The organism is Saccharothrix coeruleofusca (genome assembly GCF_014648515.1).
Classification (GTDB): Bacteria; Actinomycetota; Actinomycetes; order Mycobacteriales; family Pseudonocardiaceae; genus Actinosynnema; species Actinosynnema coeruleofuscum.
Genome location: NZ_BMRG01000024.1, coordinates 284 through 16,740, shown reverse-complemented (window position 1 = coordinate 16,740; position 16,457 = coordinate 284). Strand labels below are relative to the sequence as shown.

Here is a 16,457-nt window from a genome sequence, read left to right as displayed (position 1 = left end):
ATTAAAACAACACTGTTGACTAATTGCTAGACGTGCGATGATGCCCACGTGCCGAACTTGCGCTTCCTGCGCGGCTACAACGACGCGGTGGTGCTGGGCCTGACCCGGTCCGGCGCGGTGACCAGGGTGGAGCTGGCCGAGCGCAGCGGGCTGACCCCCCAGGCCGTCTCCAAGATCGTCAACCGGATGATCGCCGACGGCCTGCTGGTCGAGTCCGGCACCCGCAACGTCGGCGTGGGCAAGCCCCGCACCCTGCTGCGGCTGGTCGCCGACCGGGGGCTGGCGCTGGGCGCCCAGGTGGAGCGCGACGAGCTGCGGGTGGTGCTGGCCGACCTGGCGGGCGACGTGGTGGACCGCGCCGTGGCCCCCCTGCCGCGCGGCTTCGACCCGCCCACGTTCGTCGAGGCGCTGGCCGAGCTGGTCGACCGGATGCGCGCGCCGGTGCCCGCCGACCGGCTGCTCGGCGTGGGCATCGGGTTCGTCGGCCCGCTGGACCACCGCACCGGCGTGGTGCACGACGCCACCGGCCTGATCGGCTGGCACGACGTGCCGCTGCGCGCGCTGGCCGAGCGGCGGCTGGGCCTGCCCGTGGTCGTGGACAAGGACACCAACACCGCCGTGGTCGCCGAGTCGTGGCGGCGCGGCGAGCAGCTGCGCGACGCGGTGCTGGTGCTGGTCGGCACCGGGCTGGGTGTCGGGCTGCTGCTCGACGGCCAGGTCTACCGGGGCGCGCGGACCAACGCCGGGGAGTTCGGGCACACCACCATCCAGCTCGACGGACCGCCGTGCGTGTGCGGGCGGACCGGGTGCGTGGAGGCCGTGCACAACCTGGCCGCCGCCCGCGGCGACCTGGCCGGGGCCACCGCCGTGGTCGGCCTGGCCGTGGCGGACCTGGTGCAGCTGCTCGACGTGGACCACGTGGTGCTGGCGGGGCGCGCGGTGCTGTCCGAACCGGAGGCGTACACCGCCGCGGTGCGCGCCCGGATGCCGGTGGACGACTGGCTGCCGGTCGACGTCGGTATCACACCTCTGGGTGATGATGTGGTCGCGGCGGGGGCCGCGATGCTCGTCCTGAGCGAGTTCTACGGCCGTCCGCGCTGACCGCGAAGGGGACAGCGCCCGTCGCCGCTGTTCGCGCGGGTGATTCACTGTGTGGCATGTATTCGCTCCGCTACGCCGTCGGCACCGATCCCGGACTGCGCCGCGAGGCCAACGAGGATTCGGTGCACTGCGGCGAGCGCCTGTTCGCCGTCGCGGACGGGATGGGCGGCCACGCGTACGGGGAGGTGGCCAGCTCGATCGCCGTGGCGGTGCTGGCCGACCTCGACGTGGACGCCGACGACCCGCTCACCGAGCTGGCAGGCGCGACCAGGCAGATCGCGGTCCGGCTGACCGACCTGGCAGAGGAGAACCCCGACATGCGCGGGATGGGCACCACGCTCACCTCGCTGCTGTGGGACGGCGAGCGGTTCGCCGTGTGCCACATCGGGGACTCGCGCTGCTACCTGCTGCGCGAAGGGCAGCTCAGCCAGGTCACCAGGGACCACACCATGGTCCAGGCGATGGTCGACGAGGGCCGGATGGCCGCCGAGCAGGCCGCCGAGCACCCCGGCCGGTCGATGCTGCTGCGCGCGTTGCAGGCGGGCGGCGAGTACGACGCGGACCTGTTCTTCCAGGACGTGCTCGCCGGTGACCGGTACCTGATCTGCTCGGACGGCCTCAGCGACGTGGTCGCGCCGTCGGAGATCGCCGAGCTGCTGGCGGCGGAGGGCGACCGGGAGCAGGTGGTGGAGGCGCTCATCGCGGCGGCCAACGCGCGGGGCGGCCCGGACAACATCACCTGCCTGCTGGTGGACGTCCTGCCCGCCTGACTCACCCCTCGGGCGTGAGGTCGAGCAGGGCGCGCAGGGCGGCGCGGCCCTCGGGGGTCACCCGGACGGCGCGGGTGCCGCCGACGCGGCGCACCCAGCCCTCGGCGTGCAGGTGGGCGCAGACGTGCGCGCCCGCGCGGCCCGCCAGGTGCGAGCGGCGCTCGGTCCAGTCCAGGCACTCGCGGGCCAGCGGGCGGGAGCCGGTGGGCACCGGCCCCAGCGCGGCCAGCCAGGCGTGTCCCGCGTCGGTCACCGCCATGCCGTCGCCGAGCAGGCCCCTGGCCGCCATCGCCTCGGTGATCGCCACGCCCAGCCGCCCGGCCAGGTGGTCGTAGCAGGTGCGGCCCTCGGCCAGCGCGGCGGAGGCGCGCACCGCGCGCAGGGCGGGCCGGGGCGGCACCGGGCCGACGTGCGAGAGCAGCGCCTCCAGCAGCGCGGCCACCTCCGGGCGGGCCAGCTGGACGTAGCGGTGCCGCCCCTGCCGCCGCTGGACCAGCAGCCCGCCCTCGACCAGCCGGGTCAGGTGCTCGCTGGCGGTGGACGGCGCGACCCCCGCCTCGGCGGCCAGCTCGCCCGCCGTCCAGGCGCGGCCGTCCAGCAGCGCCAGGCACAGCCGCGCCCGGCTCGGTTCGGCAAGCAGCCCGGCCAGGCGGGCGATCTCCTCGGCGACCACCCCGCCATTGTGCGCCCAGGACAGTTCGGTCCACGCCGAAGCGTCCCCGCCCTAGCGTGGCCGCCATGGACCCCTTGGAACTCCCCGTCCCCGCCGTGCCCGACGCCGCGTCCGGGGTGGCGTGGTTGCGCGCCCACGTGGCGCGGTTCAGCGAAGGCGAGGCGCACGAGCGCAGGCGCGCGCTCGTGCTGCGCGAATTGTCCACAATAGACCCGGCCGCGCTGGCCAAGCCGGGTGACCACGTCGCCGCGCTGGCCGAGGCGATGGGACTGCCGCGCTCGGTCACCTCCGACGTGGCCCTGGTCGCCGCCTGCTACCAGCCGCACGTCCCGGCCACCCCGGCGGCGGACGCCGCGGTGGCGCGGCTGGTCGCCACCTGCGGCGGCGCGTGGGACGAGACCACGGCCAACCGGATCGGCCTGCTGGTGCAGGCCCGCGACGCCACCGCCGCGCTGATCCGGGGCGACACCCCGCCGGTCCCGCGCACCCGCCGGGTCGCGCCGGACGGCTCGCTGGTCGAGGTCGACCTCGCGGCACGCCCGTTCGGCGCGGGCAGGCACGCCTGCCCCGGTCGCGCGCACGCGCTCGCCCTCGCCGAGGGCGCGACCGCGTTCCACCGCCTGCACCACGGCGACCGGCCGCTGCTGCTGCCCAACGCCTGGGACTTCGCCTCCGCCGCCGCACTGGTCGAAGCCGGGTTCCCGGCCGTGGGCACGACCAGCCTCGGCGTCGCCGTCGCGCACGGCCTGCCCGACGGCGAGGGCGTGGCGCTGGCGGAGACCCTCGCCCTAGCCCGGCTGCTGGTGCGGCTGCCGGTGCCGGTCACGGTCGACGTGGAGTCCGGCTTCGGGGCCGATCCCCGCGAGCTGGCCGCGCGACTGGCCGAGATCGGCGTCGCCGGGGTCAACGTGGAGGACGCCCTGGGCGATCCGGCCGAGCACGCGCGGGTGGTGCGCGGCTTCAAGGAGGGCGCGCCGGGGTTGTTCGTCAACGCCCGCGTGGACACCTACTGGCTGAACGCGGACCAGCCGTCCACTCTGGACCGCGCGCTGAGGTACGTCGACGCCGGGGCGGACGGGATCTTCGTGCCCGGCCTGCGCGAGCCCTCGGCGATCGAGGCGCTCGTCGCTGCGCTGCCCGTGCCGCTGAACGTGCTGGCGCAACTGGACCTGGACACCTTGGCGGAGTTGGGCGTGCGGCGGGTCAGCACCGGCTCGACGCTGTTCCGCGCCGCCCTGGGCACGGCGGTCGCCACCGCGCTCGCCGTGCGGGACGGCGAGCCGGTCGGCGAGGTGCCCGACTACCGGGAGGTGCAGGCGCTAGTTCGGGTTTGACGTGCGGCTCGGGTGTGCGCGACAGCGGGGCGAAGGGGTGCGCCAGCATCCGGCCGCCGGTGCCGTGACCACCGCCAGGACCGCTCCGCGACGCATGGGGCGAGTCCGGTGGTCGGCACCACCGGGGTCAACGCCCTGTCGAACACGGACAGTGACGAAGATGGGGTGGCGAACGGGTCTTGATGGCGCATTCCCGGCGACCAGGAATTATTCCGTTCTGGCCACGTGTGATCGATTCCGAATTGTTGCACACCCCCTGGCGGAGAACCTGCAGAATCAATCGGTCCAGCGGCGTGCCATCCGCTCCAGCCGCTCACTTTTTCGTGAAAGACCTGGTAGACGGTCCCTTCGTCGGGCGTCTCGGGTCGTCGGGGCGACTCCGCGGGCCGGTGGAACGATTCACGTCACCAGTTCCGCGCGGAACCGGTGAAAACGCGGGGCCCGGCGGGTGAACGGGAGAAGAATCGGCGAGCGATTCACGTCGCACCGAAATCTTGTTAACAGCGAGTGAGACTTGTAGCCTGCCGGTATGCGCGCCGTCACCCTGCGCCTCCTCGGCCGCGAGCGTGAGCTGGAACGCCTGCTGGCACGGGTCGAGGACCTGGCGCAGGGGCGGGGTGCCGCGCTGCTCGTCGAGGGCGAGCCGGGCATCGGCAAGACCACGCTGGTGCGGGCGGTGTGCGAGAACGCGGCGGCGCGCGGGTTCCGGGTCTGCCGCGGCGCGGGCGACGAGCTGGGCAGGCCGCTGCCGCTGCTGCCGCTGCTGGAGGCGCTGGCCACCGCGCGGGCGGAGGACGCGGCCGTCGACCCGGTCACCGCCACCGAGGACCGGCTGCTGGCCCGCGTGGACGACCTGTGCGCGATCGGCCCGGTCGTGCTGCTGGTGGACGACCTGCAGTGGGCCGACCCGGCGACCATCGCGGTGTGGCGGCGGCTGGCGGGCCTGGTGCCCCAGCTGCCCCTGCTGCTGATCGGCGTGGTGCGCCCGCTGCCCCGGCGCGACGAGCTGGCCGCGCTGCGCGAGCCGCGCTTCACCGTGGGCAGGCTCAGCGACGTGGCCGTGGCCGAGCTGGTCGCGCACCTGGTCGGCGGCGTCCCGGACCGGGAGCTGCTGCGGCTGGCGGCGGGCGCGGGCGGCAACCCCCTCTACCTGGTCGAGCTGGTGGAGGCGCTGCTGCGCGGCGGCGCGGTGCGGGTGGACGCGACCGGCATCGCCCGGTCCACCGGCGCGGGCGTGCCCGCCTCGCTGTCGGCCGCCATCGCCGACCGCGTCGGCTTCCTGGGCGAGGGCGTGCGCCGGGTGCTGGCCGCCGCCGCGCTGCTGGGCGTGGACTTCCCCGTCGCCGACCTCGCCGCCGTGCTGGGGGCGCGGGTGGTCGACCTGCTGCCCGCGCTGCAGGACGCGACGGTCACCGGGGTGCTGGTGGACGGCCCGGCAGGGCTGTCGTTTCGGCACCCGCTGGTGCGCACCGCGCTGTACGACAGCGTGCCCGTCGCCGTTCGCGGCGCCTGGCACCTGGAGGCGGCCCGTGCGCTGGTCGACAGCGGGGCGGGGGTGAGGCGGGTGGCCCGCCAGCTGCTCGCGGGCGGTGACGACGCGCCGCCGTGGGTGGTGGCGTGGGTGGTGCGGCACGGCGCGACGCTGGTGGCGCACGCCCCGGAGGCCGCGGTCGACCTGCTCACCAGAGTGGTCGAGGCCCCGCAGGCGGAGCACTGCCGCGCGGCGCTGCTGTCGCACCTGGCCGAGGCCCGGTTCCGGCTGGGCGACCACCACGGCGCCGAGGCCGTCGCGCTGGCCGGGCTGGCGCACGGCGCGTCGGTGGACCTGCACTGGACGCTCGCGCAGTGCCGCAGCCTCACCGGCCGCTCCGCGCAGACCCTGGCCGAGGTGCGGCGGGCGCTGGAGGCCCCGGACCTGACCGAGGCCGACCGGACCCGGCTGCTGGTGCTGGCCGCGCGGGCGCACTGGGACCTGGGCGAGCTCGACGACGCGGAGCGGCTGGCCGACGCCGTGCTGGCGACCGGCATCGGCGACCGGTGGGCCACCAGCTGGGCCCTGCACGTGCGCACCATCGTGGGCATGGCGCGCGGGCGGATGGCCGACGCGCTGCCCCTGTTCGAGCGGGCGCTCGCGGTCGCGATGGGCGACCCGGCCACCGCCGACCTGCGGCTGCTGCTGCAGATCAACCAGGCCGTGACGCTGGGCGAGCTGGACCGGGGCGAGGAGGCGATCGCCGCCGCGGCCGAGGTCAGGCAGGCCGCCGACCGGGCGGGCAACCTGGTGCGGCTGGCGCAGGCGCAGAGCGCGCTGGGCCAGCTGCTGCTCGACGCGGGCCGCTGGGACGAGGCGCTGGTCGAGGTCGACCTGCTGGCCGACGACCTCAAGCACCCGCTGGTGTCCCGCTGCGACCACGGCGTGGCGGCGCTGATCCACCTGCACCGGGGCGCGCCGGTCGAGGCGCGGCGGCACCTGGACCTGGCCGGGCGCGACGGCACCGGCCACGTCGTCGGCTCGCTGGCGCTGGCCAGGAGCCTGGAGCTGGAGCAGGACGGGCGGCCTGCCGAGGCGCTGCGGGTGCTCGCCGCGGGCTACCCGGCGGCGGAGGACCTGCTGCCCGAGACCGCGCGGCTGGCCGTGCGGCTGGGCGAGCGGGAGATCGCGGAAGCGGTCCGGTCACGCGCCTGGGAGCTGGTCGACGAGCTGGACGTGCCGCACCGACGCGCGGCGGCGGCGTACTGCCAGGCGCTGTGCGACGACGACCCGGCGGCCCTGCTGGCGGTGGCCGAGCAGGCGTGCCGCCCCCTGCTGCGGGCGCAGGCGCTGGGAGCCGCGGCCGTGGGGTTCGCGGCGCGGGGCGAGCGCGCGTCCGCGCGCGCCGCGCTCGGCCGGGCCGTCGAGGCGCACACCGCGCTGGGGGCCGAGTGGGACGTGAACCTGCTGCTGTCCCGGCTGCGCGAGCACGGCATCCGGCGCGGCCCGCACGTCAAGCACCGGCGGACCGCGCACGGCTGGGACTCGCTGACGCCCACCGAGCTGCGGGTGACCGAGCTGGTGGTCGCGGGCCTGTCCAACCGCCAGATCGGCGAGCGGCTGTTCATGTCCGGCCGCACCGTGGCCACCCACGTCTCGCACGTGCTGGCCAAGCTCGGCGTCCGCTCCCGCACCGACATCGCCCGCGAGGCCGTCCGCCACCGCGTCGGCTGACACCAGGCCGTTGACCTGTGGGAACACCGGCCGTAAAAAATCTTGGAAAAAGTTCGGCCGAGGTGTCGTCCCGGAGGCCGACTCGTTCGTCGCTCGTGCAGAGGGCAGGATGAGCCGGCTCGAAGACGAAGAACGGGGACAGCGATGCGCTTCATGGTGATGGTCAAGGCGACGGCGGAGTCCGAGGCGGGCGTGATGCCCAGCGAGCAGATGCTGGCCGAGATGGCCGCCTTCAACGAGGAGCTGATCAAGGCGGGTGTGCTGCTCGCGGGCGAGGGCCTGCACCCCAGCTCCAAGGGTGCGCGCGTGCGCTTCTCCGGCGACAAGCGCACCGTCGTGGACGGGCCGTTCACCGAGACCAAGGAGCTGGTCGCCGGGTTCTGGCTGCTGGAGGTCAAGTCGCTGGAAGAGGCCATCGAGTGGGTCAAGCGGGTGCCCAACCCCACCGGCGAGGAGTCCGAGATCGAGATCCGCCAGGTCTTCGACCCCGAGGACTTCGCCGACAACGCCCCGGAGGGCCTGGTCGAGCGGGAGAAGGAGCTGCGCGAGCAGTTCGACGCCCGGCAGCGGGGCTGAGCCACCCCGCCCTTGTCGGCGCGCGTCGGGGCTGATCTCATCACGGTCGTGACAGCTCCCGACGCGCGCCGCGCCGTCGAAGCGGTGTGGCGGATCGAGTCCGCGCGGCTCATCGCGGGTCTGGCCCGCATGGTCCGCGACCTCGGCACGGCCGAGGAACTGGCCCAGGACGCCCTGGTCAGCGCCCTGGAGCAGTGGCCGCGCACGGGCATCCCGCGCAACCCCGGCGCGTGGCTGATGACCGCGGCCAAGAACCGCGCGGTGGACGGCATCCGCAGGCGGCAGAACTACCAGCGCAAGCTGGAGGAGGTCGGCCGGGGGCTGGCCGAGGAGCACGCGCCGGACGCGGGCGACGGCGTCGGGGAGATCGACGACGACCTGCTGCGCCTGGTGTTCACCGCCTGCCACCCCGTGCTGTCCACCGAGGCGCAGGTGGCGCTGACCCTGCGGGTGCTCGGCGGGCTGACCACCGAGGAGATCGCCAGGGCGTTCCTGGTGCCCGAGCCGACCGTGGCGCAGCGCATCACGCGGGCGAAGAAGGCGCTGGCCAAGGCGGGCGTGCCGTTCGAGGTCCCGGCCGAGGACCAGCGGCCCGCTCGGCTGGCCTCGGTGCTCGGCGTCATCTACCTGATCTTCAACGAGGGCTACTCGGCCACCGCGGGCGACGACTGGATGCGCCCGGAGCTGTGCGCGGACGCGCTGCGGCTGGGCCGGGTGCTGGCCGGGCTGATGCCGCGCGAGCCCGAGGTGCACGGGCTGGTGGCGCTGATGGAGATCCAGGCGTCCCGGTCCCGCGCCCGCACCGGCCCCGACGGCGAGCCGGTGCTGCTGCTCGACCAGGACCGCGCCAAGTGGGACCAGCTGCTGATCCGCCGCGGCCTGGCGGCGCTGGAGCGCGCCGAGTCGCTGGGCGGGACCTACCGCCCGTACACCCTGCAAGCCGCCATCGCCGCCTGCCACGCCCGCGCCCGCAGGCCCGAGGACACCGACTGGACCAGGATCGCCGGCCTGTACGAGGCGCTGTCCCTGGTCGCCCCCTCGCCGATCGTGGAGCTCAACCACGCCGTGGCGATCGGCATGGCGTTCGGCCCGGCGGTGGGGCTGGAGCTGGTCGACGAGCTGGTGGACGAGCCCGCGCTGAAGGACTACCACCTGCTGCCCAGCGTCCGCGGCGACCTGCTGGCGAAGCTGGGCAGGCACGAGGAGGCGAAGGCCGAGTTCGAGCGCGCGGCCTCGCTGACCCGCAACGAGCGCGAGCGCGCCCTCCTGCTCACCCGCGCCCGCGAGTCGAACGCTCAGACCCCCTGAGCTCAACGCTCAGAGCCGCTTGAGGAACGCGATCGCGTCCGAGCCGTCCAGCCGCGCCGGGTCGAGGGCGAAGTAGCTGTGGTCGCGGGAAGTCCCGACCCGCGCGGCCGGTTCCACGCCCGCCTCGCGCAGGGTCGCGGCGAGGCTCGCCGAGTCGACCAGGTGGGCCTCGCCGGGCAGGCGGGCCAGCACGTCCTCCAGCGTCCCCGCCGGGGGAGCGCCGACCCCCTGGCCCGGCGCGGTGCCCAGCGCGGTGGCCACGAACGCGTACTGCTCGCCCCGCTGCGCGCCCACGATCGCGCCGCTGCTCCACCACTCCAGCGCGTGCCGCGCGAGCTGCCACCGGCTCGGGTCCTTCTGCAGGTGGCGGTTGTGCGCGAACACCAGCGTGGGTCCGCGCTCCCACTCCGCGTCCACAATGGAGCACAGGTTCTCGGCCATCATGGCCTCCCGCAAGTCCATCAACCGGGGCAGGCGGGCGTCGGAGGTGTCGGCCATGCCCGCGTGGTAGCGCAGCAACCCGGCCGCGGCGCGCCCGCGCAGGCACGCCACCCACCAGTCGTGCCGCGACGTCGCCGCGATCAGCCGCGGCGCTTCGGCCACCAGCGCCGCCCGCAGGTCGTCCACGATCAGGCGCAGCTCGCCGACCTCGGCGCGGGCCCCGACGGAGCGGGACGGGTCCAGGGCCGCCGCCTCGTCGGTCCACCGCTCGTCGTCGCCGAGCAGCCGGTCGATCACGCCCTCCTCGCACGGCACGCGGACCGCGTGCGCGGAGAGGTAGCGGTGTAGCGCGGTAAGCGCTTTCCTAGGGCTGTGCGCCCACATCATCTCGATCGGCGCGTCGAACCCGAAGAACCTGAGCCGGTCGGCCTCGGCGCGGCCCCGGTTGTGCTCCCGCATCCACGCGACGAGTTCGCGGTTCGCCTGCGACCGCCCGAACCCGTGGCTGAAGCCCTCGCGCATCACCTGGTCCAGCGAACCCGGTGCCCCGGCGACGAACCCGTCCGCCACGAGACCGGCCAGGCAGTCGCTCTCGACCGCGATGGACCGGTAGCCCTCGTGCTCGACGAGGTGGCGGAACACCCGGTTGCGCAGCCGCAGCAGCGCTTCCGCGCCGTGCAGCGCCTCACCCAGGCCGAGCAGCCGAGGCCGGTCGGGCAGCGAGTGCAGGAACTTGGCGAAGGCGGGACCGGCGTCCTCGGCGGCGAAGGGCAGGCCCACGTCCTGAAGCGGAACGGTCATGGTGAAGGTTCTCCCCAGCGATTCGGTACCTTCAACCGTATCGTTGAACCACTCGTCTAAACTCTTCCCGCGCTTTCGCGCACTAGTGCCTGAAAAGCCTCAACCGAGGGGAAAGCCGGCGCAGATGCGGCCCATCGACCTCGCCCGCGACCACGGCCTGTCCACGCAGGCGGTGCGCAACTACGAGGACGCGGGCGTCCTGCCGCCCGCCGAGCGCACGCCCAGCGGCTACCGGGTCTACGGCGAGACCCACGCGCGCGCCCTGCGCGCCTTCCTGGCGCTGGTCCCGGCCCACGGCCACCGGACCGCGACGGCGATCATGCGGGCCGTGAACGCGGGCGCGGTCGACGACGCCCTGGCGCTGGTCGACGAGAGCCACGCCCAGCTCCTGCAGGACCGGCGGACCCTGGCGGCCGTCGAGGACGCGCTGCGCGACGTGTCCCCGCCGCCCACGCCCCGGTCGGGGCGGTTCTTCGTCGGGGCGCTGGCCGGGAAGCTGGGCGTGCGGCCCGCGACCCTGCGCAAGTGGGAGCGGGCGGGCGTGGTCCGACCCCAGCGCGACCCGGCGACCGGGTACCGCGTCTACACCGCCGCCGACGTCCGGGACGCCCACCTGGCTCACCAGCTGCGCCGGGGCGGCTACCCGCTGGCCCGCATCGCCCCGCTGCTCGACCAGGTCCGCAAGGCAGGCGGCGTAGTCCCGCTCGACGCCGCCCTCGCCGACTGGCGCGACCGCCTCACCCGGCGCGGCACCGCGATGCTCGCCGCCGCCGCCGAACTCCACACCCACCTGTCCCCCACGCCCGCAAGTACCACCCGACGCGCTCACACGGGCCGCTGACCACCACCCGCCTGCTCGGACGCCCACGCGTCCATAGGACTATCGTTGAGCCGTCAACCGGACCGGCTTGAGGAGGTGGGACCGATCAACGCCAGTTCAGGTCGGGTGCTCCCACCCCGAAGCGGGGCCTAGACCCGCAGGGGGAGCGCCCGCACGGCATTCGTGGAAGGCGCTCATGACCCCTGATCCCCGCTCCTCCGTCATCGCCCGGCTGCGCGCCGCTGGCTGCGTGTTCGCCGAGGACGAGGCGGACCTGCTGCTCGCCGCCGCGAGCACCCCCGACGACCTCGCCGCACTGGTGGACCGCAGGGCAGGCGGCGAACCGCTGGAACACGTGCTCGGCTGGGCCGAGTTCTGCGGCCTGCGCGTCGCCGTGGACCCCGGCGTGTTCGTGCCCCGCAGGCGCACCGAGTTCCTGGTCCACCGGGCCGTCGCGCTGGCCCCGCCGCACCCGGTCGTGGTGGACCTGTGCTGCGGTTCCGGCGCGGTCGGCGCGGCGCTGGCCGCCGCACTGGACGTGGCCGAGCTGCACGCCGCCGACGTGGACCCGGCCGCGGTGCGGTGCGCCCGCCGCAACCTGGGGCCGGACCGGGTCCACGAGGGCGACCTGTACCGGGCGCTGCCCGCCGGGCTGCGCGGGCGCGTGGACGTGCTGGCGGTCAACGCCCCGTACGTGCCCACCGACGCCATCGGGATGATGCCGCCGGAGGCCCGCGACCACGAGCCGAAGGTGGCGCTGGACGGCGGCGCGGACGGCCTGGACGTGCTGCGCCGGGTCGCGCTGGGCGCCCCCGACTGGCTCGCCCCCGGCGGGCACCTGCTGTTCGAGGCAGGCGGTCGGCAGGTGCCCACGATCGTCGAAGCCGTGGCCGAGGCCGGGCTGGTGCCGGAGGTGACCGAGTCCGACGAGTGGCACACCACGGTCGTCACCGGCACCAGGGCGTAGCGGGGCTCAGCGGCGGAAGGCGCGTTCGACGGTGAACGCGCCCGGCCCGAGCACGGCGATCAGCAGGAACGCCCACGCGTACAGGGCGGCGGGCTCACCCATGTTGTGCAGCGGCAGCAGCGCCTCGGGCTGGTGCACCACGAAGTAGGCGTAGGCCATCGCGCCGGAGCACAGCAGCGCCGCGATCCGGGGGAACAGGCCCACCAGCACCAGCAGCGCGCCGACCAGCTCGATCACGCTGGCCCACCAGCCCGGCCACACCCCGAACGGCACCGCGGTGCCCTGCCCGTCGATCCCGCCCAACAGCCCGAACCCCTGCGCGCCGTGGCAGGCGAACAGGAACGACACCACGATCCGGAACCCGGCGAGCACCAGGTCGTTCAGCTTGCCGGTGGCGCGGGCGGTGGTGGCGGTGATGGTCGTGTCGGTCATCTTCGGTCCCCTCCTCGGTGGTCTCACCCATGCGACGAACGGGGAGGGGCCGGATCGACATCCGCGCTCAAAATTTCTTGAACACGGTGAAACGCCTGGTCGGAGGCGGCAGCACCTGGCCGCGCCGGAAGAAGCGGACCTGACGCGGGTCGTCCGCCTCGGCCTGGATGGCGGCCAGGTCCGCCTCGTCGGGCTGCCGCGCCAGCGACGGACCGGGCCGGTGGTCCAGCGGCACGTCCAGGGGCGGCTCGTCGGGCAACGGCGGCTGGTCCAGCCAACACGCCACCAGCCCGAGCGTGTCCTCGACCTCCATCGGGAACACCGGGTCCGGCCAGAAGTACTCCAGGTCGTCCGGCACGTCCGGGAACAGCGGCCGGTAGTGCTCCGGGTCCTTGCGCACCAGCGCGGACTGGTGGCTGCGGTGCAGCGCCTCCTCACCCAGCCACGGCGGTAGCAGCCCCTCCCGCAGGCACCACGACCACTCCGGCACCCGGCCACCGGTGTAGGGCAGCAGGGCGGCGCGCACGCCGTCGCGGTGCCCGCGCCTGATCCACTCGTCGCACACGGCCACCCCGTAGGCCACCAGTGCCGGGGTGAAGCCGCGCCACATCTTCACCGCCGGGTGGTTCTTCCACCCGTACGAGGGCCAGACCAGGGCGCGCAGGATCTGCATCGTCTCCACGCGCTGCTTGCCCAGCCGCCGGGTGTCGAGCACGGCGGCGCTGCGGGCGAACGTCGGGCACGGGAGGAACGTCTGCACACCCGACGGGCTACCCGACGGCCACCGCCGAGAACCAGCAGTACCCATTCCGGGGCCGTGGCCGTCCCGTCGGCACGCCCAGACCCCCTGAACCGAGCGTTCGGGCGCGCGGCGGCTCAGCCCAGCCGCCCGCTCCGCACGTCGGCGAAGAACGCGGCCAGGGCTGCGGGCGTCCAGGTGAGCACCGGGCCGTCCGGGTTCTTCGAGTCGCGCAGCGCGTCGAGCGTGTTCGCCACCTCGACGCAATCACCCCCGTTGGCGTTCGAGCGGCTCGACTTGCTCCACCTCGGTGGTTCAAGGGCCGGAGTCATCGCCCACGACCTCCTCGCTGGTCGGGATCACAGCTGCTCGACAACCCTAACCAGCATGTCGCGCGATTCCGCCGGAGTGGCTGCGGCAGCGGCCAACTGGTCGAACGCGGCCAGGTACCGGCGGATCTGTGAACTGACCGTTCGGGCGCGCGGTGGCTCAGCCCAGCCGCCCGCTCCGCACGTCGGCGAAGAACGCGGCCAGGGCTGCGGGCGTCCAGGTGAGCACCGGGCCGTCCGGGTTCTTCGAGTCGCGCAGCGCGTCGAGCGTGTTCGCCACCTCGACGCAGTTGCCGCCTTCGCCGCCGCTGCGGACGCTCTTGCGCCACAGAACGTGGGACGGAGTTGGGAACATCCCGTGCCTCCTTCGCGCTCTCACAGGTTCGCGGCAACTGTATCCAGGAAATCCGCCGTCTTCTCCGGTGTGAGCGCCATAGCGGCGAGCTGGTCGAACATGGTTTGGTAGCGGTTCAGGTCCGCGCGTTTTTCCAAGTAGAGCGAGCCTCTGCCGTTCTCCAGGTAGACGGTGTTCATCCTCGGTTCGGCGTCGAACGCCATGAGCAGGAACGGCGCGGTCATCGCCGGGTGCGCGCCTGCCTCGAACGGCAGGACCTGCAACGTGACGTGCGGCAGTTCGGCGAGCACGGCGAGGTGCCGGAGTTGCTCCGCCATCACCTCGGCTCCACCGACCTTGCGGAGCAGCACCGCCTCGTTGATCACGGCGTGCAGCGTCGGCGGCTCCGGTTCCGCGAGGCGCTGTTGACGCGCGCGGCGCAGTTCGACCTGGGAGTCGAGTTCTGCGGCGGTCGAGTTCGGTTTGTTGGCCAGGGCGACCGCTCTCGCGTAGGCAGGTGTCTGGAGCAGGCCGGGCACGAGTTCGGACTCGTAGGAGCGGAGTGCGCTGGCGTCGTGCTCGTACCCGAGGAACAGCCGGAACCAGTCCGGCACGAGCTTGGAGTAGGTGACCCAGTAACCGGGCTGGTTCGCGGCTTCCACTAAGTCGAGCAGCCTGGCCCGTTCGACGTCGGACAGACCGTAATGGGCGGCGAGGAGTTTCACGTAGCTCGCTTTGATGGCCTGCTTGCCCGCCTCGATCTTCGACATGGTGCCGGGCTGGACTTCGATCTCCTTCGCCGCGTCGCGCAGGACCACCCCGGCGGCCTCCCGGAGCTCGCGCAGTTCGCGGCCGAGCTTCCACCGGAGGACTGTCGGGCCTGGCTTCCGGGGCATGTCGTCTCCTCGACTCGACGGACGGGGCTATCTTGCCGCGCGCCCACGCCCGGTGGTCCACAGGTTCACTCGTCCAGGTAACTGCCTGTAGGAATTTCCTGCGATAGGTTTCCTGTGCACCTCGACGCGGTGGGCGGGAGGTGCGAAGCCCTGCCGCTCCGCAGGCTCAGCAGGGCGCTCCGGCGAAATGCCGGAGGAGTAGTGGCAGTGGGACGCGGTTTGGCGTCCCGCCACCCCCATTGGCCTGGAGGTGCGGTGAACGGTGAGTTCTGGGTGACTTTGCTGATGGGCATGATCGCGGGCTTCACCGTTTCCACGACGATCGTCCCCGTACTCGCGGTCCGCAGGGTCCGAAGGCTCGTCCACGCCGAGGTTCGAGCCGCCATCCGGGGCGTGCACCCATCGATTCCCTTCGTCCACACAGGACAACGCGGCAAACACCGCCGGGTTACCTGACCCCTTTCCGAAAGGCGTGCCACATGACCGAGTTGACCGACCTGGAACCGCTGTGGGACCGGACCGGGTTCGCCGAATTCCTCCGGGGGCTGGCCCAGGACGACGCTCCGCGCCTGTTCGCCATCGCGCACGAGTACGGCGACCGCCACGACGGCTGGATCGCCGCCTACGGCATGGCGTTCCGCGACCGCGCCGAAGTCGTCTCCACCGAAGGCGACTTCCGCACCAGTTCCGCCAGTCCAGAGGCCGCCCTCGCCACCTTCGCCCGCTTCGCCAACGCCCAGAACGTCAAGCCGCACCTGGTCTGGCTGACGTAGCCCGCGCGCCCGGGCGGTGCCGCCCGTGAGGACCGCGCCGGCCCCACGACACGTCACCGCCTGGGTCTGGCTGGTAGACCTTGAGACGTGCGAGCGCTCATCGTGCGGGGCGGGTGGCCCGGCCACAGCCCCGAGGAAGCCACCGACCGGTTCGTCCCGTTCCTGCGCGACCACTTCGACGTGGAGACGGCCGACTCGCTGGACGCCTACCTGGCGCTGGACGGCGTCGACCTGGTGGTCCAGTGCTGGAGCGACGGCACGTTGACCGACGCCCAGTCGGCGGGCCTGGTCGAAGCGGTGCGCCGGGGCATGGGCCTGGCGGGTTGGCACGGCGGCCTCGTGGACGCCTTCCGGGCGTCGCGCGACTACCTCCAGCTCACCGGCGGCCAGTTCGTGGCTCACCCCGGCGGGTTCGTCGACCACCGAGTGGAGGTGGTGTCGTCTCACCCGATCGTGGAGGGCATCGACGGCTTCTCCCTGCACACCGAGCAGTACTGGGTGCTGTCGGACGGGCTCAACGACGTCCTGGCCACCACCACCTTCACCCCAGGCCCCGACACCCCGTGGCGTGAACCGGTGACCGTCCCCGCCGTGTGGACCCGTCGCTGGGGCGCGGGCCGCGTCTTCGCCTGCACCATCGGTCACGCCCCCGCCGACCTGGACATCCCCCAAGTCCGCACCATCATCGAGCGCGGCCTCCTCTGGGCCGCCACCCCCTGACCCCGCGCAAGTCGAACGCTCAGGACGGCCACGCCCACCCTCAGCGTCGCCCCCCTGCGGGCGTGTCGGGCGTGTCGCCCCCGCGAGTCGAACGCTCAGAACCCCCGAATTCAACATTCGCGCACCCCGACCCACACTCTCGCGGCCTCGACCCGCGCGTGTCGCGCCCCGCCGCGCGCTTCCGCACCTCGGGTAGTAGTTACCGGCCCTGCCAACCCCGTCGGGTAGTACTTGCCCG

General features: G+C 73.7%; 17 protein-coding genes and 1 pseudogene. 11 read left to right on the top strand and 7 right to left on the bottom strand.

Annotation, left to right across the window (positions count from 1 at the left end; genetic code table 11):
• Positions 1–48: 48 nt before the first annotated feature.
• On the top strand, positions 49–1,101 hold the full coding sequence (locus IEZ00_RS33050) for an ROK family transcriptional regulator (protein ID WP_189227312.1): 1,053 nt from the start codon (positions 49–51) through the stop codon (positions 1,099–1,101).
• Positions 1,102–1,157: 56 nt separating this feature from the next.
• Entirely contained in the window at positions 1,158–1,871 is a 714-nt protein-coding gene (locus IEZ00_RS33045) for a PP2C family protein-serine/threonine phosphatase (RefSeq protein WP_189227311.1), read from the top strand.
• Position 1,872: 1 nt separating this feature from the next.
• On the opposite strand, the gene IEZ00_RS33040 is transcribed toward IEZ00_RS33045, so the two are convergent.
• Positions 1,873–2,544 carry an ArsR/SmtB family transcription factor gene (locus IEZ00_RS33040; RefSeq protein WP_209622529.1) on the bottom strand — a complete coding sequence of 224 codons (672 nt, stop codon included), beginning with the start codon at positions 2,542–2,544 and terminating at the stop codon, positions 1,873–1,875.
• Positions 2,545–2,609: 65 nt separating this feature from the next.
• Between IEZ00_RS33040 and IEZ00_RS38040 the strand changes: the two genes are divergently transcribed.
• From IEZ00_RS38040 to IEZ00_RS33020, 4 genes are all read left to right on the top strand, one after another.
• Complete coding sequence (locus tag IEZ00_RS38040; RefSeq protein WP_189227310.1) at positions 2,610–3,878, top strand: isocitrate lyase/PEP mutase family protein; 1,269 nt, start codon at positions 2,610–2,612, stop codon at positions 3,876–3,878.
• Positions 3,879–4,407: 529 nt separating this feature from the next.
• Positions 4,408–7,083, top strand: a complete 2,676-nt coding sequence (locus IEZ00_RS33030; RefSeq protein ID WP_189227309.1) for a helix-turn-helix transcriptional regulator — start codon at positions 4,408–4,410, stop codon at positions 7,081–7,083.
• Positions 7,084–7,227: 144 nt separating this feature from the next.
• Positions 7,228–7,659 (top strand): YciI family protein, encoded by a 432-nt coding sequence (locus tag IEZ00_RS33025; RefSeq protein WP_189227308.1) that lies wholly within the window; start codon positions 7,228–7,230, stop codon positions 7,657–7,659.
• A gap of 48 nt (positions 7,660–7,707) precedes the next feature.
• On the top strand, positions 7,708–8,967 hold the full coding sequence (locus IEZ00_RS33020; RefSeq protein WP_189227307.1) for an RNA polymerase sigma factor: 1,260 nt from the start codon (positions 7,708–7,710) through the stop codon (positions 8,965–8,967).
• Between the two features lie 9 nt (positions 8,968–8,976).
• Here the strand turns inward: IEZ00_RS33020 and IEZ00_RS33015 are convergent, their stop codons facing one another.
• Complete coding sequence (locus IEZ00_RS33015) at positions 8,977–10,209, bottom strand: erythromycin esterase family protein (RefSeq protein ID WP_189227306.1); 1,233 nt, start codon at positions 10,207–10,209, stop codon at positions 8,977–8,979.
• Between the two features lie 124 nt (positions 10,210–10,333).
• Here IEZ00_RS33015 and IEZ00_RS33010 point away from each other — a divergent pair, with 124 nt between their 5' ends.
• Together IEZ00_RS33010 and IEZ00_RS33005 are read left to right on the top strand one after the other, a co-directional pair.
• Positions 10,334–11,050: a TioE family transcriptional regulator gene (locus IEZ00_RS33010; RefSeq protein ID WP_189227305.1), complete on the top strand. Its 717-nt coding sequence runs from the start codon at positions 10,334–10,336 to the stop codon at positions 11,048–11,050.
• A 175-nt stretch (positions 11,051–11,225) separates the two neighbouring features.
• On the top strand, positions 11,226–11,996 hold the full coding sequence (locus IEZ00_RS33005; protein WP_189227304.1) for a putative protein N(5)-glutamine methyltransferase: 771 nt from the start codon (positions 11,226–11,228) through the stop codon (positions 11,994–11,996).
• 6 nt (positions 11,997–12,002) lie between these two features.
• Here IEZ00_RS33005 and IEZ00_RS33000 read toward each other — a convergent pair whose 3' ends face one another.
• The 5 genes and pseudogenes from IEZ00_RS33000 to IEZ00_RS32980 all read right to left on the bottom strand — a co-directional run bounded on the left by IEZ00_RS33000 (position 12,003) and on the right by IEZ00_RS32980 (position 14,726).
• Entirely contained in the window at positions 12,003–12,428 is a 426-nt protein-coding gene (locus IEZ00_RS33000; RefSeq protein ID WP_189227303.1) for a DoxX family protein, read from the bottom strand.
• A gap of 328 nt (positions 12,429–12,756) precedes the next feature.
• A pseudogene (locus IEZ00_RS38245) lies at positions 12,757–13,188 on the bottom strand (MSMEG_6728 family protein); the annotation flags it as partial.
• Positions 13,189–13,304: 116 nt separating this feature from the next.
• Positions 13,305–13,424 carry a DUF397 domain-containing protein gene (locus tag IEZ00_RS38240; RefSeq protein WP_373293249.1) on the bottom strand — a complete coding sequence of 40 codons (120 nt, stop codon included), beginning with the start codon at positions 13,422–13,424 and terminating at the stop codon, positions 13,305–13,307.
• A 232-nt stretch (positions 13,425–13,656) separates the two neighbouring features.
• A complete protein-coding gene (locus tag IEZ00_RS32985; RefSeq protein WP_189227300.1) occupies positions 13,657–13,851 on the bottom strand; it encodes a DUF397 domain-containing protein in 195 nt (64 codons plus the stop codon).
• A 20-nt stretch (positions 13,852–13,871) separates the two neighbouring features.
• Positions 13,872–14,726, bottom strand: coding sequence for a helix-turn-helix domain-containing protein (locus IEZ00_RS32980; protein ID WP_268248880.1), 855 nt, complete (start codon positions 14,724–14,726; stop codon positions 13,872–13,874).
• Positions 14,727–14,981: 255 nt separating this feature from the next.
• On the opposite strand from IEZ00_RS32980, the gene IEZ00_RS32975 reads away from it, so the two are divergent.
• From IEZ00_RS32975 to IEZ00_RS32965, 3 genes are all read left to right on the top strand, one after another.
• A complete protein-coding gene (locus tag IEZ00_RS32975; protein WP_189227298.1) occupies positions 14,982–15,182 on the top strand; it encodes a hypothetical protein in 201 nt (66 codons plus the stop codon).
• Positions 15,183–15,205: 23 nt separating this feature from the next.
• Positions 15,206–15,499, top strand: coding sequence for a Rossmann-fold NAD(P)-binding domain-containing protein (locus tag IEZ00_RS32970; protein ID WP_229796343.1), 294 nt, complete (start codon positions 15,206–15,208; stop codon positions 15,497–15,499).
• Between the two features lie 87 nt (positions 15,500–15,586).
• Positions 15,587–16,219 (top strand): ThuA domain-containing protein, encoded by a 633-nt coding sequence (locus tag IEZ00_RS32965; RefSeq protein ID WP_229796342.1) that lies wholly within the window; start codon positions 15,587–15,589, stop codon positions 16,217–16,219.
• Positions 16,220–16,457 lie beyond the last annotated feature (238 nt).

Bases quoted from the DNA above. Each gene is read 5' to 3' on its own strand.
- IEZ00_RS33015 (WP_189227306.1), bottom strand. From the start codon at position 10,209: ATGACCGTTCCGCTTCAGGACGTGGGCCTGCCCTTCGCCGCCGAGGAC.
- IEZ00_RS32985 (WP_189227300.1), bottom strand. From the start codon at position 13,851: ATGTTCCCAACTCCGTCCCACGTTCTGTGGCGCAAGAGCGTCCGCAGC.
- IEZ00_RS33005 (WP_189227304.1), top strand. From the start codon at position 11,226: ATGACCCCTGATCCCCGCTCCTCCGTCATCGCCCGGCTGCGCGCCGCT.
- IEZ00_RS33025 (WP_189227308.1), top strand. From the start codon at position 7,228: ATGCGCTTCATGGTGATGGTCAAGGCGACGGCGGAGTCCGAGGCGGGC.
- IEZ00_RS33045 (WP_189227311.1), top strand. From the start codon at position 1,158: ATGTATTCGCTCCGCTACGCCGTCGGCACCGATCCCGGACTGCGCCGC.
- IEZ00_RS33030 (WP_189227309.1), top strand. From the start codon at position 4,408: ATGCGCGCCGTCACCCTGCGCCTCCTCGGCCGCGAGCGTGAGCTGGAA.
- IEZ00_RS38040 (WP_189227310.1), top strand. From the start codon at position 2,610: ATGGACCCCTTGGAACTCCCCGTCCCCGCCGTGCCCGACGCCGCGTCC.
- IEZ00_RS32970 (WP_229796343.1), top strand. From the start codon at position 15,206: ATGACCGAGTTGACCGACCTGGAACCGCTGTGGGACCGGACCGGGTTC.
- IEZ00_RS33010 (WP_189227305.1), top strand. From the start codon at position 10,334: ATGCGGCCCATCGACCTCGCCCGCGACCACGGCCTGTCCACGCAGGCG.
- IEZ00_RS33000 (WP_189227303.1), bottom strand. From the start codon at position 12,428: ATGACCGACACGACCATCACCGCCACCACCGCCCGCGCCACCGGCAAG.
- IEZ00_RS32980 (WP_268248880.1), bottom strand. From the start codon at position 14,726: ATGCCCCGGAAGCCAGGCCCGACAGTCCTCCGGTGGAAGCTCGGCCGC.